The sequence below is a fragment of the Herbaspirillum sp. NPDC087042 genome (assembly GCF_044745245.1).
GTDB lineage: Bacteria > Pseudomonadota > Gammaproteobacteria > Burkholderiales > Burkholderiaceae_D > Herbaspirillum.
In genome coordinates, this window is record NZ_JBIUZW010000005.1 from 156868 (window position 1) to 171392 (window position 14525).

13 protein-coding genes and 1 pseudogene are annotated in these 14525 nt (G+C 56.1%); all 14 read left to right on the top strand.

Features of this window, described 5'->3' with window-relative positions; translation table 11 throughout:
• Positions 1-17 precede the first annotated feature (17 nt).
• The 14 genes and pseudogenes from pseC (at position 18) to ACIPHN_RS09400 (ending at position 14447) form a co-directional block, all read left to right on the top strand.
• The gene (gene pseC, locus ACIPHN_RS09335; protein ID WP_400435701.1) at positions 18-1184 is read left to right on the top strand and encodes a UDP-4-amino-4,6-dideoxy-N-acetyl-beta-L-altrosamine transaminase; all 1167 of its coding nucleotides are present in this window, start codon (positions 18-20) and stop codon (positions 1182-1184) included.
• Positions 1181-1879: a pseudaminic acid cytidylyltransferase gene (gene pseF, locus ACIPHN_RS09340; protein WP_400435510.1), complete on the top strand. Its 699-nt coding sequence runs from the start codon at positions 1181-1183 to the stop codon at positions 1877-1879. Before pseC ends, pseF begins: the two co-directional genes overlap by 4 nt.
• Positions 1879-2994 carry a UDP-2,4-diacetamido-2,4,6-trideoxy-beta-L-altropyranose hydrolase gene (gene pseG / locus ACIPHN_RS09345; protein WP_400435512.1) on the top strand — a complete coding sequence of 372 codons (1116 nt, stop codon included), beginning with the start codon at positions 1879-1881 and terminating at the stop codon, positions 2992-2994. Before pseF ends, pseG begins: the two co-directional genes overlap by 1 nt.
• The gene (gene pseH, locus ACIPHN_RS09350; protein ID WP_400435514.1) at positions 2991-3521 is read left to right on the top strand and encodes a UDP-4-amino-4,6-dideoxy-N-acetyl-beta-L-altrosamine N-acetyltransferase; all 531 of its coding nucleotides are present in this window, start codon (positions 2991-2993) and stop codon (positions 3519-3521) included. The genes pseG and pseH overlap by 4 nt, the downstream gene beginning before the upstream one ends.
• Entirely contained in the window at positions 3518-4570 is a 1053-nt protein-coding gene (pseI, locus tag ACIPHN_RS09355) for a pseudaminic acid synthase (protein ID WP_400435516.1), read from the top strand. Before pseH ends, pseI begins: the two co-directional genes overlap by 4 nt.
• Before the next feature lie 48 nt (positions 4571-4618).
• On the top strand, positions 4619-5761 hold the full coding sequence (locus ACIPHN_RS09360; protein WP_400435518.1) for an N-acetyl sugar amidotransferase: 1143 nt from the start codon (positions 4619-4621) through the stop codon (positions 5759-5761).
• On the top strand, positions 5758-6381 hold the full coding sequence (hisH, locus tag ACIPHN_RS09365) for an imidazole glycerol phosphate synthase subunit HisH (RefSeq protein ID WP_400435520.1): 624 nt from the start codon (positions 5758-5760) through the stop codon (positions 6379-6381). The genes ACIPHN_RS09360 and hisH overlap by 4 nt, the downstream gene beginning before the upstream one ends.
• Entirely contained in the window at positions 6374-7132 is a 759-nt protein-coding gene (hisF, locus tag ACIPHN_RS09370; protein ID WP_400435522.1) for an imidazole glycerol phosphate synthase subunit HisF, read from the top strand. Before hisH ends, hisF begins: the two co-directional genes overlap by 8 nt.
• A gap of 8 nt (positions 7133-7140) precedes the next feature.
• Positions 7141-7326, top strand: a pseudogene (locus ACIPHN_RS09375) (acyltransferase family protein); the annotation flags it as partial.
• Between the two features lie 198 nt (positions 7327-7524).
• Positions 7525-8439 carry a hypothetical protein gene (locus ACIPHN_RS09380; RefSeq protein ID WP_400435524.1) on the top strand — a complete coding sequence of 305 codons (915 nt, stop codon included), beginning with the start codon at positions 7525-7527 and terminating at the stop codon, positions 8437-8439.
• A gap of 1 nt (position 8440) precedes the next feature.
• The gene (locus ACIPHN_RS09385; RefSeq protein WP_400435525.1) at positions 8441-9247 is read left to right on the top strand and encodes a hypothetical protein; all 807 of its coding nucleotides are present in this window, start codon (positions 8441-8443) and stop codon (positions 9245-9247) included.
• Positions 9248-9381: 134 nt separating this feature from the next.
• Positions 9382-11187 (top strand): hypothetical protein, encoded by a 1806-nt coding sequence (locus tag ACIPHN_RS09390; RefSeq protein ID WP_400435527.1) that lies wholly within the window; start codon positions 9382-9384, stop codon positions 11185-11187.
• Positions 11188-12636, top strand: coding sequence for a hypothetical protein (locus ACIPHN_RS09395; RefSeq protein ID WP_400435529.1), 1449 nt, complete (start codon positions 11188-11190; stop codon positions 12634-12636).
• Positions 12633-14447, top strand: coding sequence for an ABC transporter ATP-binding protein (locus ACIPHN_RS09400; RefSeq protein WP_400435531.1), 1815 nt, complete (start codon positions 12633-12635; stop codon positions 14445-14447). Before ACIPHN_RS09395 ends, ACIPHN_RS09400 begins: the two co-directional genes overlap by 4 nt.
• Positions 14448-14525 lie beyond the last annotated feature (78 nt).

Here is a 14525-nt window from a genome sequence, read left to right on the forward strand (position 1 = left end):
CAAGCAAGGAACCGATGATGATACCGTATGGCCGCCAGGAAATGCTGCAAGCTGACATCGACGCCGTTACGGAGGTGTTGCGGTCAGACTTTCTGACGCAGGGGCCTTGTGTGCCGCGCTTCGAACAGGCAGTAGCGAATTATTGCGGCGCCCGTTTCGGCGTTGCGGTCAATAGCGCCACCTCGGCCTTGCATGTTGCCTGCCTAGCGTTGGGCCTGGGTCCGGGAGACTGGCTCTGGACCTCTCCGATTACCTTCGTCGCGTCCGCGAATTGCGCCCTCTACTGTGGCGCACAGGTTGACTTTGTTGATGTGGATCCGGATACATTCAACATGAGCGTACAGGCTCTGGCTGCCAAGTTGGAGGCTGCCAAGGTTGCCGGTCGCCTGCCCAAGGTGCTGGTGCCGGTGCATATGACCGGACAGTCATGCGACATGGAGGCCATTGCTACCCTGGCGCGCAAATATGGTGTCCGTGTGATCGAGGATGCATCCCACGCCATCGGCGGGAAATATCAGGGCAAGGCCATTGGTGACTGTCGTTATAGCGACATTACTGTCTTCAGTTTCCATCCGGTGAAGATCATTACTACCGCCGAGGGTGGTATGGCCATGACCAACGACGAGCAGTTGGCGCGTCGCATGGGCATGTTCCGTAGCCACGGCATTACCCGTGACAGTAGCGAGATGAGCCATGCATCCGATGGTGCCTGGTACTACCAGCAGATCGACCTGGGCTACAACTATCGCCTTACGGAAATCCAGGCGGCTCTCGGGCTGAGCCAACTCGATCGTCTGGATGCTTATGTGGCACGTCGACATGAGCTGGCGCAGCGTTACGATCGTCTTTTGCAAGACCTGCCGTTGGATCTGCCTGGCCAGGCGTCGTATGGTTATTCCGCCTTCCATCTCTATGTCGTGCGTCTGCGCGATGGTGTCGCCGGCGGACGCGCTGCAGTGTTTGCCTCCCTGCGCGAGCAGGGTATCGGCGTCAACGTGCACTATATTCCCGTGCATACGCAGCCCCATTACGCCCGACTGGGGGCGAAGGTAGGCTACGGAGATGGCAGTTTCCCGCATTCCAACGACTACTACGCGCGTACCATCAGCCTGCCGATGTATGCCACCCTCACCGAGCAACAGCAAGATGCCGTGGTGGAGGCGTTGAGGAAAGCGCTGACATGAGAATTGCCGTCATTCCTGCCCGAGGAGGAAGCAAGAGAATTCCGCGCAAGAATATTCGCGATTTTTGCGGCAAACCCATGTTGGCATGGTCGATCGAGGCAGCCTTGCGATCTGGATGTATCGATAAGGTAGTGGTCTCCACAGACGATCCCGAGATCGCCAGTGTCGCTATTGCCCACGGTGCCGAAGTACCGTTCATGAGGCCGGCTGCATTGGCCGATGACCATGCAGGTACCACAGCGGTGGTGCAGCATGCTGTCAACAGCCTGATGGAGATGGGCGTAGTCGTCGACGAGGTCTGCTGCCTTTATGCAACGGCTCCCTTCGTCGAGGGTGTTGACTTGGCGCGTGGACTGAAACGCTTGCAGGATACCGGCGCCACCTATGCATTCTCGGTGACTACGTATTCTTTTCCAATTCAGCGAGCACTGAAGCTGACTGCGGCAGGCCGGATCGATATGTTTGACCATCGCTACGCAGAGACTCGCTCGCAGGATCTGGAGGAGGCCTATCACGATTGCGGACAGTTCTATTGGGGCACCCGTGATGCCTGGGTCGCGGCACAGGCAATTTATGCTGACCACTCGGTTCCGGTGATGATGCCGCGCCATCGCGTGCAGGATATCGACACTTCTGAAGACTGGGAGCGTGCGGTTCTGATGTTCGCCGCCTGGCGCCAGGGTGGGCATTCCTGATGAGCGTCAAGGCCGCCACGCGCGTCGCCTTCCGGGTGGATGCGTCGCTGGACATCGGATCGGGGCATGTGATGCGCTGTCTCACGCTGGCTCGTGTCTTGCGGGAGCGGGGAGCGCAATGCTATTTCGTGTCGCGGATGCACGCAGGTCATTTGTGCGACATGATCACTGCTGATGGGTTTCGGGTGATGCCGCTACCAGCAGTGGTCGCTGGGCCAGCAGTGGCGGAGCAGGACGAATATCGACGCTGGCTGGGTGTGAGCCAGGAGCAGGATGCTCGCGAAACTGCCACCAACCTGGCGACAGTGGCTCCTCTGGATTGGCTGGTGGTGGACCACTACGCTCTGGGTGCTCCCTGGGAGCTATCCTTGAAGGGGTATTACGGCAAGTTGCTGGCCATTGATGATTTGGTCAACCGGGAGCATGTCGCCGATTTGCTGCTGGATCAGACCTTCATGCGGGATGCGGGCGACTATCGACCATGGGTCAACGCAGAGTGTGTCTTGTTGTGTGGCGTCGAGCATGTTCTGCTGCGCCCCGAATTCGATCTCTGGCGTGCTCCTAGCCTTGCGCGGCGCAAGCAAGCAAGCTTGCAACGCATCCTGATCAGCCTGGGCGGCGTGGATCGGGACAACGTGACGCGCACGGTGCTGCTGGCTTTAGATGAAGTGGCCGCGCAAGGCGGTATCGATATTGATGTGGTGCTGGGCGGTAGTTCGCCATGGATAGATGATATCCGAGGTCTGATAGCCACTCTCGCTGCCAATGTGCAGTTGCATGTGAACGCCCACAACATGGCCGAACTGCTGGCTGGATGTGATCTTGCGATTGGCGCGGCTGGTACATCGGCCTGGGAGCGTTGCTGTCTTGGCGTGCCAACCCTGATGCTTGTATTGGCTGCGAACCAGGCCGAGATCGGCGCTAAACTGGGGCAAAGCGGCGTTGCGTGCATGCTGGTCAATGATGCAGCCCTGGCCGGGGAGTTGGCTAGCACGGTAGCTGCGTTCTCTGCAGAGCCTGCCATGCTGGCGAAAATGTCGGTGCGTGCCGCAGCATTGGTCGGTGGAAATGGTGCGGCACGCCTGGCTGACGCGATGATGCTGGGGCATGCATGATGACGGCGCCGCATGGTAGTTCGGTATTGCGCCCGATGAATCAGGCTGACCTTGAAATGGTGTTGTCTTGGCGCAATCATCCGGAGGTGCGCCGGCATATGTACAACCAGACCGAGATCAGCCTTGAAGAGCATTCACGCTGGTTTGCCGGCGCCGCGAAGGATACCCGGCGTCATCTGCTAGTTTTTGAACAGGCGGGGCGGGCGGCTGGTTTCGTCAACTTGCTGGAAGATGCTCCCGGGCAAGCCTACTGGGGGTTTTACCTGGCTCCGGATGCGGCGCGTGGGACCGGACGAGAACTGGGCGCCTGCGCCGTCGCTTACGCATTCGAGGAGCTTGCATTGCAACGGATTTGGGGCGAGGTCCTGGCCGAGAACAGTGTCTCGCAAAAATTTCACGAGCGCCTCGGATTTGTACTGGAAGAGGTGATTGCCGAGAAGATCGTCGCTGGCAGGACCCTGAACGGTGTACGCAAGTATGTGCTTGGCCGTGAGGCATGGAAAGAACGACAAGGAAGTCAGACATGAAACAGGACTACATCACTATTGACGGCCGCAAGATCGGCCCTGATCAGTCGCCGTATATCATTGCGGAGCTGTCGGCCAACCACAACGGCAGTCTCGAGACGGCGCTGCGTATCATCACCCAGGCCAAGCAGGCGGGAGCTGACGCGGTCAAGCTGCAGACCTATCGTGCCGACACCATCACGCTCGATGTCGATCGTCCGGAGTTCCACATCAAGGGTGGGCTATGGGACGGCCGTTCGCTCTACGAGCTCTATGAACAGGCGCACACACCCTGGGAGTGGCACAAGGAACTGTTCGACCATGCCCGCCAGTTGGGCATTACCATTTTCAGTTCCCCGTTCGACCATACCGCAGCCGACCTGCTTGAGTCGCTGGGCGCACCGGCCTATAAGATCGCCTCTTTCGAGGCGATTGACCTGCCGCTGATCCGCTACGTAGCCAGCAAGGGCAAGCCGATGATCATCTCGACAGGCATGGCTGACGAAACCGAGATCGCAGAAGCGGTCGATGCGGCTCGCAGTGGCGGTTGTCAGGAGCTGGTGTTGTTGCATTGTGTGAGCGGCTACCCGGCTCCCGCCGAGGACTATAACCTGCGGACCATCGCCGATATGCGCGAGCGATTCGGCACCCTGGTTGGCCTTTCCGATCATACGCTGGATAACACCACCGCCGTGACCAGTGTCGCCATGGGGAGTTGCATCATCGAGAAGCATTTCACTCTGGATCGCAATGGTGGTGGTCCGGACGACAGTTTCTCGCTGGAACCCGCCGACCTGGTCGCTTTGTGCCGTGACACAAAGACTGCATGGAAGGCCATGGGCGGCATCGACTATGGCCGTAAGGCCAGCGAGCGAGGCAATGTGCAGTTCAGGCGTTCACTGTATTTCGTACAGGACCTGGAAGCTGGGCAGGTTATTACGGCCGAGGCGATTCGCAGCGTGCGCCCCGGTTACGGTATGGCTCCCAAGCACCTGCCCGAGTTGATCGGGCGTCGCGTCAGGCAGGCTGTGCGCTACGGTGAGCCGGTGACCGCCGAGAACTTGCTTTGAAATTCTAGTTTCCCCACTTTCGACACTTAAAGAGAATCAAGTACTGATATGCGTTACTGCAAACGTTGTGTGATGCCGGATACCCGGCCCGAGATCGTGTTCAACGATGAAGGCGTTTGCGACGCCTGCCTGTCTTCGGACAAGAAACATGCGGAAATTGATTGGGACGCCCGAGATCGCCAGTTCCGGGAGATTCTCGACCGTTATCGCGGTGATGGCAGCAAGTGGGATTGCATCATTCCTGTTAGCGGCGGCAAGGACAGCTGCTACCAGGCCTACACGATGAAGCACAAGTACGGCATGACGCCGCTGTGCGTCAATTTCACGCCCTGCGAGATGACCGAGGTCGGCCACAAGAATCTGGAATTCTTGCGCGACCTGGGGTTCGACCTGATCCAGATCGGCGCAAATCGCGAGGTGTATCGCGAGATGTCCAAGATTGGGTTCCACAAGCTGGGCGATTGCTGCTGGCCTGAGCACATCGGTATCTTCACCACACCGGTCCAGATCGCTGTTCAGTTCAATATTCCTCTGATCATCTGGGGGGAGAATTCCCAGCTCGAATATGGCGGTCCTGCCCATGCTCGTGAAGCCCAGGTGCTCGATCGACGCTGGCTGGAGGAGTATCAGATGCTTGGCTATCGTATCTCCGATCTGGTCCATGACGGTTTTGACATGCGCGAACTCAAAGCCTGGCAGTATCCGAGCGATGAGGATCTGCATCGCGTGGGCGTGACCGGGCTGTTCCTTGGCTATTTCACCAAGTGGGATGGTCGCGCCAACATGGAATTGATGACCAAGTTGGGCTGGCACCACAATCCGGGAGGTCCGGTTGAAGGTACCTATACCGACTACGAAAACCTGGATTGCAAGTGGGTAGGTGGCCTGCACGACTACATGAAGTTCGTGAAATATGGTTATGGTCGCGCCACCGATAACGCTTGCATTGACATTCGCTTCGGCCGCATCACGCGCGATGAGGGACTGCGTTTGGCCAAGGAATGGGAAGGAAAGATTCCGCACAAGTATTTGCCCGACTACCTGAAGTTCATCGGTTGCACGATGGATGAGTTCATGGAAACGATGAATCGCTTCACCAATCCCTACATTTTCAAGCGCGACGAAGACGGCAATTTCATTCGTGATGAACAAGGTGACCTGATCAAGCTTGACTACGGATTCGAAGAGTGAGTCACGATATCACCGTCATCGATGTCGGCATCGGCAACCTGGCCAGCGTCCTCAAGGCGCTGAAGAAAGCCGGAGGTGTGCCGAAGCTGACAAGCAATGCGGCCGACATCCTGTCTGCGTCCAAGCTGATTTTTCCGGGCGTGGGTGCTTTTGGCGCAGGTTCGGCAGCGTTGCAAAGCCATGGCCTGACTGATCCGATTCGCGAAGCAGTGCTGCACAAGAAGATCCCTATTCTGGGGTTCTGCATGGGCATGCAGCTTTTCGCCGATCGCGGTTTTGAGAACGGCGATTTCCCAGGACTGGGTTTGCTGCCTGCTCAAGTGAGCCAGCTCGATATCTCCAAGTGCAAGGTACTGCCGCATATGGGGTGGAACAACCTGGAGAGCCTTGATGGAATGAAATTGTTCCAGGGATTGCCGTTGTCGCCGCATTTCTATTTTGTGCATAGCTTCCATATGACTGGCCTGCCTGCCGAGGTACAGGTCAGCCATTGCCTCTATGGCGACGAAAAAGTGACTGCTGCAGTCCAGTGGGAGAACGTCTACGGCACCCAGTTCCATCCGGAAAAGAGCCTGGCCAACGGTATTCATGTTCTGAAGAAATTTATCCAAGATGCTTAAACATCGAGTCCTGCCGCTAGTGCTGCTCACCGGCTATAACGTCGTCAAGAGCATCAACTTCAGTACCTATCGAACCTTGGGAAACCCCATCACCATCTGCCGCGTCTATGAGAGTCGCGGTGTCGATGAGCTGGTTCTGCTGGATATTCGCGCAACTGTCGAGAAGCGTGGGCCCAACCTCGATATCATCCGTGATATCTCGGGCGAGTGCTTTATGCCCCTGACCATCGGCGGTGGCATCACAGAGGTCGAGCAGGTTCGCAAGATCCTGCGTGCAGGGGCTGACAAGGTGGCTGTCAACAGTTCCGCCGTTGAGAACCCGAAACTGATTTCGGATATCGCACGCGAGTTTGGCGCCCAGTGCTGCGTGGTGTCCATCGATGCCAAGCAGGTTGGTCCGGGGAGCTATGAAGTCTATACCCATGGCGGCAAGCAGCCGACCGGCAAGACGCCGGCACAGTGGGCGCGCGAAGCCGAGGCTCTGGGTGCCGGAGAGATTCTTCTCAACAGCATCGACCGCGACGGCAGCATGCAGGGATATGACATCGAACTGATCAAGTCGGTCACTGACGTCGTTTCAATTCCCGTGGTGGCCGCCAGCGGTGCGGGCAAGCCCGAGCATTTTTCTGAAGTCTTCCGCGAAGCACATGTCTCTGCGGTGGCTGCCGCCAGCATTTTCCACTTCACCAGTGTGACGCCGATGGAAGTCAAGCGAGAGCTGGATGCCAATGGGATCGCTGTGCGGATGTAAGTGACTCTATGAAACTCTCCTATCGTCCGGAAATTGACGGACTGCGAGCGTTCGCAGTTTCCTATGTCTTGCTGTTCCATTTCTTTCCCTCTGCTTTCAAAGGAGGGTTTGTTGGCGTCGACGTTTTCTTCGTCATCTCGGGCTACCTGATCACGCGTATCCTGATTGTCGATATTGAACTGGCCCGTATTGCCGAGCAAACAGGGTGGGGAACCGTTTCTCCTTTGAAGTTTTTATGCAAGATGGCTCATGTGTCATACGCGTTTCGGAAACCATGCCCGACGGCTTGGTCGTGGTGGACTACGACCATTTCACAGCGTCGGCATCGATTGCTTTTGCCCGAAGCAACATGATGACATCGGTACTTCAAAAATAACCGCTGAGGATCAAGGATGAGTTCCATCGTAGAAAAATTCGCGCTCAAGGCGCTGCATGTCTTTCAGATAAGAACCTTGACTCAGCTTGGCTTGGGTACGCGCGTGACCCTCTCCAACAAATCTCATAGCAAGGGGCCGCTGGTCACTGAATATCGGATTGACCTGACAGTGTTCTCTCCCGATGGAACAACCAGTGTCTATCGCGAGGATATCGCACGTCTGCCTCCGGACAGTGCAGTGAGCCTGGACTGCGGCCAATGGCAAGATGCTGCGCAGGATCAGGTCATGATCTTCCATCTCATGCCCATGCGACTGCTCCCGCAGGCTGACGCTGACCAGTGTGTCGATATCGAGCGCAGCGAAATCTGGAGCCTGTTTACTGCCCAGGATCACTACGTCGAGTATTACTGGCCGGACGGCTTCTCCAGTGGGGTGCTCTACCAAAGTGGCGCATTCAACTACCGCAAGTTCTCACGAGAGGAAACGACGGTCATCCAGGCCCCCAAGGTATTCCTGACCGAGACTCTCGACACGCTGCTGAGTATCCTACATACCTCCTTTGAGCCAGGCTACGCACGACAGGCAATACTGAAGTGCAGTCTGCTCAATGCGCAGGGTGAGGCCCTGGTCAAGTCTGTGTTTATGCTCGCGCCAGGCATGGCGCAGTCCATCAGCATGAAATCCATGCTGAGTGAGGCAGGACAGTCCTTGCCGACGGGGCAGGAGATGCATCATTACACCCTCCTGGCCATGTGCGACAACGCAGCATTGCTGCCGCTGGTGCTCAATGTAGATCAGAGTACGCAGACTCTGGCCGTCGAGCACTCGCTGCCGCCGATGTACTATGGACAATCAGTCACGGGAGTCGTGCGTGCAAAGATGATTGATGAATTGAAGCACAGTGGAATTTTCCTTCAAGAGGAGCACTGACATGACAATCAAGAACCTTGTGCGCCAGGCTTGCCCCGAGGCAGCATTGCGCCTGTACCGGCAAGTCAAGGAGCATGTGGCGCCGGCACGGATGGCTGCGCCGGTGGTGCAGATGTATATCAATGATGGACACATCAGCACGGTCGCAGGTATCAACAACTACCTCTCGTTTCTCAATGCGGGCTTGACGACGGCCGGACGACTGGCAGTCGTCTTGCGTGACAAGGATGGGGTGGTGCTCCTGGAGCAGGAATTGCGCCTGGAACATTTCGGCAATTCCTTTCTCGACATTCATGCCATGCTGGCCAGGCAGTCCCTGTCCAGCGACCTCGGCCTGATCAGCATGCAGTTCACGCCTGATCGGGTGCGCCTTCCCGAATACAAGAAACTGGGCTTGCTGGCATCGCATTTCTTCATGTTCTACAAGGGCGCTGCCGGCGGTGTGGCAATGGTTCATCCTTCATCAACCCTCGATCCCGCCAGTCCGCCATCGGGACCTTTCATCACCAACCAGGTCATCGAGACTACCGGTCTGGAGGCGGTGACGCTTTATCAATGCAACCCCAGCGCCGTGATGCATGAGATGGTCATCGGTCTGCAGGACGCCCAGACAAAGGCCGTGGCCTGCAGCGAAGTATTGCGCCTGCCTCCCTTGAGCGTGCGTAAGGTCAGCTTCGTAGCCAATGCGGCTTTTGCCGGAGACGGTCGTCCCCTTCGGGTGTTTACGTCATCTCTGCCGACATCGAACAGCAAGCCGATGCTGTGCAGGCAGTATTCCGGACAACGCTTCAGCATGAGCCATTCCTGATCCAATACTCCTGCGTGGTCGCCCTCGCTATCGGGTTGCGGCAGGGGCGGTTTTCATGCCGGTATGGACTCCTGAGGGACCGATTCTGATCAAATGAAGATCAGGACCTCGTCGTCAAGAAAATTGGAATAATTTTGAGTAATCACGTTTTATTTTTCTCGCCGTCCGCAGAGATCTGGGAGCACAGTTTCCCAGAGGGACTAGTTGGGGAGATTCTCGCCAAGAAGGGAAGCTCGGTGACGATGGTGCGTTGCCGGGGAGCCTTGCGACCCTTATGTCCAGCCGGCCAGTCGGCCAAGTTCACCGCCGCTACGCCAGAGGAACAACAGCGCGAGTTGTGTGAGCGTTGTCATGCCAAGGGACGGCTGATGGATGACAAACTCGGTTTGCGTCACGTCGAGCTGGATGACTACATCGAGCCTGGTGACGAGGCACTCATCATCGCCTTGCTGGCGAAAGCTGTGCAGCTGCGTTCGCACTTGCTGGCCGCCGAGGACTTTGATCAGCTGACCGTGCAGGGCAAACCCGTCGGTCGTACCGCGTTGTACGAACTGATCTTGCGACACAAGAAGAACGACTTTGAGTTCTCTGACGTGATCTGGGAAGAGTATCTGGTATTCCTGAGGCTAGCGGCGCAGGTGACGCTGGCCAGTGATCGGCTGCTTGCGCAATCCAGACCTGACCGGGTTTCGGTCTACAACAGTCTCTACGTAGCACATCGGGCCTTCTGTCTGCGCGCCCGCGCGGCAGGAATCGAGCAGTATTTCATGCATGCGGGGACCAATCTGGCACGACAGCATGGCACCTTGATGATTGGCAAGGATTTCACTTGGGGTTATCTGGCGGACCTGGCGTCGCGGTTCGATTTCTATCGTGATCGACCAGTATCACCGGCGGTCATCGACGATGTTACGCACCACTTCCTGTGCCTGTTCGGATCGCTCAACTCATTCGTGTTCTCGGCAGCGCGCTCTGGCCAGTACCAGAATCTGCGCAAGCGTTTCGGAATCGGTGAGGAGCAGAAATTCATCGTGGCGAGCACCAGCAGTTATGACGAGCGCTTTGCCGTGGAGTCGGTCAATGCGTCGCGTCCATCGTCGCATCTGCTGTTCCCGCGCATTCTGGATTGGGTAAGGCATCTGGTTGAGTTGGCCAAGTCCCGGCCTGAGTGGTTTGTTCTCATTCGGGTCCATCCAAGGGAGTTTCCCAATCGTCGCGATCAGGTGCAGAGCGAACATTCGCGACGCATGAAGGAACTGCTGACGGATCTTCCTCCCAATGTCAGCGTGAACTGGCCCGACGACAATCTTTCGCTCTATGACCTGGCGCAGGAGGCCGATCTTTTCCTCAATGCCTGGTCCAGCGTGGGCAAGGAGATGACATTGCTTGGCTTGCCTGTGGTGATCTATTCGCCGGAGATTGTGCTCTATCCAACTTCGCTCAACTACGTTGGTACGACCCAGGACGGATACTTGCAGGCAATCGAACAAGCCCTCGCTGACGGTTGGCGTCTCGAGCGTTGCCACCAGGCCTACCGCTGGTATGGCTTGGAATTTTCCCGTTCCTGTGTCGACCTGCGAGCCAGCTTTGCTCCCGAACGACGCTATCGGCGCAGTCTTGTTGAACGTGTCCTGTTGCGACTTGTGCGCGTGGGCGTTTCATGGCCGCAGGAGCGATGGGATCTGGCTCGACGTAAAACCATGCCGGTCGCTGATGAAGTCGTCAACAGACTATACGGCCAGGCCTTGCAGACATCTGAGCGCGCCAATGACCAGAACCGTTTCGACGGTCAGGTGGCAGAGGAAATGCAGGCCATCAGAGCTAGCCTGCGGCGTCTTGGGAAAGAACTTTTCTCTGCGAACCCTCCAGACAAACCATCGCGCCTGCAGCGCCATTTCGCTCAAGCCAAGCTTATCAATTCACAAAATATTTCAAAATAAATGAGTCCATCCGTATTCATCCAGAAGGTCTTTCGCCGCTTCAAGTACGAATTCCTGTTGCGCGGTTTTTTCCGTGAACCTCGTCCGTTGCTCAAGTTCCTGTTCAAGCTGAAACTGGATATCGCCCTGTTCGCCGTGCCCTATTTCATCTCGCACAATCGGCCGGCATTGCGCCGTCTGAAGGAATTGCGAAAGCAGGGACTGAACCCAGCAGTCATCTATTTTTCAACGGAAAGTGATGGCCGCTTCGAGCGGCTCTATGAGATTTCCCAGCGCCGGGAAAACACGGAATGTGTCTGGTTTCAGTTCCCGATTGCTACGGCAGTGGCCGAGACCATTATTTTCCGAGAACATAGTGTACGTGGCTGCGGCTTCTATGAAGATGCGCGGATGAAATACATTGATCCCATCAACGATCAGGCACGCGCCGAGTATCGGCTGTATCTCGAGCGATTCCTTGATGCTCTTGAGAAGGTTACGGGAAAGATCGATTTCTTTTTCTCTGGCAGCAATCACGACCGGTATGTCGTTGAGATGATCAATGTGGCCCAGAAGCGAGGCGTCGAGTGGGTTGTTGCAGAACGTGAAGGTACGGGTACCGAGTATACCTACCAGAACGAAGCAGAGTGCTACCTGAACTCGGTCACTGTGACAGCTGACTATTTCGTCGTGGCCAACGAAGGTCATAAGCACATGTTCAATTTCAGTCGTATGCCCAGCGTCAAGGACATCTTTGTCATCGGTGAGCTCGATACGGACTGGTGGTTCCACTGGGATCGCAAGTTCCAGCGAAAGGAATATCGTGAATGGGACAAGTACGAAAAGCGGGTCTTGTTCCTGACTTTCGGCATTCGAAATTATGTTTCTCCGTACGCATTTCCGGATAATCCGGAGTTCAACTGGATCGAGTTGCTGGCGCAGGCGGAGGATGAGGTTTTCGAATTCGCGTGCAGGCATCGTGACGTACTGGTGTTCTACAAGATGGGCCACGTCGAGGACAATAATCCCCTCTTCCTGGAGCGTTGTGCCAAGGCCGGTTTGACCAATGTAGTTCCACTTGATCGCAGCTTCTCCTGCAACGAGCTTATCCTGTATAGCCAGCTGGTGATCGGCTTCCAGACGACGGCCATGTATGAGGCCATGTTCTCGAATAACCCGCTGTTCTATATCGAATGGGAAATCCATCCCGATATCGACCGCAAGACCATGCTGCTGCAGTTGGCGGATTCCGGGGCTTGTACAACGATTCGTTCAAAGGATGAGTTCAGGACCATGCTCGATCGTTGGGCCGAGAACGATCCGCAAGTCATCAACGTCAGTCAGCAAGAGCTGGATGCACGTGTGCGCACTCGTGAGACCATGTTCCTCAACGCAGATGGCCATGTTGCAGAACGCGTCTGGAGCAAGGTCATTGAACTCATCCGTGCGCGGAGAGCACGCAAGGCATGATACAGAATCTGAAAAAGGCGCTGGCACTGCATACGGACCGACAACGGCGTAGCCTGATCGTGCTGTTGCTCTTCATGCTGGTGATGGCGATCATGGAAACCCTGGGAATCGGCTTGCTGATGCCCTATATTGCCGTGGTCAATTCGCCAGACCTGATCGTCAACAGCCATTATTTGGGGGCAATCTATCGTGCCTTCGAGTTTGACTCGCCGCAACGTTTCATCATCGTTTCCAGCATTGCGCTCATTGCGCTGTTCATCGTCAAGAATATTATCTTCGTCATTCAGCAATATGTGCAGTCTCGTCAGCTGCTGCGATTGCAACTGGATGTAGAGTCGCGTCTCATGCGCAGCTACCTGGAACGGGAATACCTGTTCTTCACGGAGAAAAACCCAGCAGAGCTATATCAGAATGTGCGCAACGTGTCCGGGATCATCAGCCTTATCCTGACACCTGCAATGACCATTGCCACCGAGATGATCGTGCTGGTGCTCATCAGTGCTTTTCTGCTGTTTGTGCAGCCATGGGTGACGCTGGTGGTCGTGGTCGTCTCGGGAGTGCTGGGGTTTGTCATCTATCGTTATACGCGCAAGAAGGCGACACGTTACGGCGAAGAAGGGAACAAGTTTCTCATCGAGATGAACAAGTGGATGTATCAAGCCTTTGGTGGTATCAAGGAAGTCAAGATCCTCTCCAAGGAAGACTTCTTTCTTGATCGCAGCATGTCTTATAGCGAGAAGTCCGCCTGGGTTGGAATGAAAGCGACGATGCTTTCATCGGTGACCCGACCGGTGATTGAGTCGGTCTGGTTCAGCCTGACCGTCATGCTGGTGCTGGTCTCGATCCTGTTGGGTAACAGTGGTGCGGCCATGCTACCTATCATCGTTTTGCTGGCTGCAGCTGCAATTCGGATCATGCCGGCGCTCAACCGGATCCTGAATGCCACCATCTCCATCAGGCAGGCCACGTATCATATCAATGCTGTCTGTACTGAACTGGATCGCAAGTCTGAAGGTGTAGGTTTGGAGGCCAACGACGCGAGCCCGAACGAAATCAGTTTTACCACTGACATTCAGTTCGATCACCTGGCCTTTTCCTATCCGGGGCACGATACGCCGGTGCTGCATGACCTTTCCTTGCGCATTGAGCGTGGCAAGTCGATTGCCTTCGTCGGTTCTTCGGGCGCCGGCAAGACCACGGCCGTTGATCTGCTGCTCGGATTACTGGAGCCCGGACGTGGGCAGATCCTGGTGGATGGGACGCCTCTGTCCCATGGAGTGGCGAGATCCTGGCGGCGTAATTTCGGTTACGTGCCACAGACCATTTACTTGTCCGACGATTCAATTCGCAACAACATTGCGTTCGGTCAGTTGCCACATGAAATCGACGAGGCGCGTGTGAATGCCGTCATTGAGCAGGCCCAACTGTCCAGTCTGGTCGCACGTCTTCCCGACGGACTCGACACGATCGTCGGCGATCGCGGTGCCCGACTCTCCGGTGGGCAGCGTCAGCGGATCGGGATAGCGCGAGCACTGTATCGCAATCCCCCGATCCTGGTGCTTGACGAGGCAACATCAGCGCTGGACAACGAGACCGAACGAGAAATCACCGAAGCCATTCGGGCGCTCAGTGGCGACAAGACCGTTATCCTGATTGCCCATCGTCTCTCGACGATTGCGCATTGTGACAAGATTGTCTTCCTGGTTGACGGCGCTGTAAAAGCATCAGGTACATATCAAGAACTACTGCGTGATTGCGAACTTTTCTACCGGTTCGTCAATACCACGTCGTCCCAAGGGGAGCAGCAGTGACGGGCGAAGGAAAAGGACGTTATTTGCCAAGATTTGGAATCATGACTGGAGTCGATTGCAAGGAAGCAATCAGACCTG

Coding starts and splice junctions, on each gene's coding strand:
- pseC (WP_400435701.1), top strand. CDS start 18: ATGATACCGTATGGCCGCCAGGAAATGCTGCAAGCTGACATCGACGCC.
- pseF (WP_400435510.1), top strand. CDS start 1,181: ATGAGAATTGCCGTCATTCCTGCCCGAGGAGGAAGCAAGAGAATTCCG.
- pseG (WP_400435512.1), top strand. CDS start 1,879: ATGAGCGTCAAGGCCGCCACGCGCGTCGCCTTCCGGGTGGATGCGTCG.
- pseH (WP_400435514.1), top strand. CDS start 2,991: ATGATGACGGCGCCGCATGGTAGTTCGGTATTGCGCCCGATGAATCAG.
- pseI (WP_400435516.1), top strand. CDS start 3,518: ATGAAACAGGACTACATCACTATTGACGGCCGCAAGATCGGCCCTGAT.
- ACIPHN_RS09360 (WP_400435518.1), top strand. CDS start 4,619: ATGCGTTACTGCAAACGTTGTGTGATGCCGGATACCCGGCCCGAGATC.
- hisF (WP_400435522.1), top strand. CDS start 6,374: ATGCTTAAACATCGAGTCCTGCCGCTAGTGCTGCTCACCGGCTATAAC.
- ACIPHN_RS09380 (WP_400435524.1), top strand. CDS start 7,525: ATGAGTTCCATCGTAGAAAAATTCGCGCTCAAGGCGCTGCATGTCTTT.
- ACIPHN_RS09385 (WP_400435525.1), top strand. CDS start 8,441: ATGACAATCAAGAACCTTGTGCGCCAGGCTTGCCCCGAGGCAGCATTG.
- ACIPHN_RS09395 (WP_400435529.1), top strand. CDS start 11,188: ATGAGTCCATCCGTATTCATCCAGAAGGTCTTTCGCCGCTTCAAGTAC.
- ACIPHN_RS09400 (WP_400435531.1), top strand. CDS start 12,633: ATGATACAGAATCTGAAAAAGGCGCTGGCACTGCATACGGACCGACAA.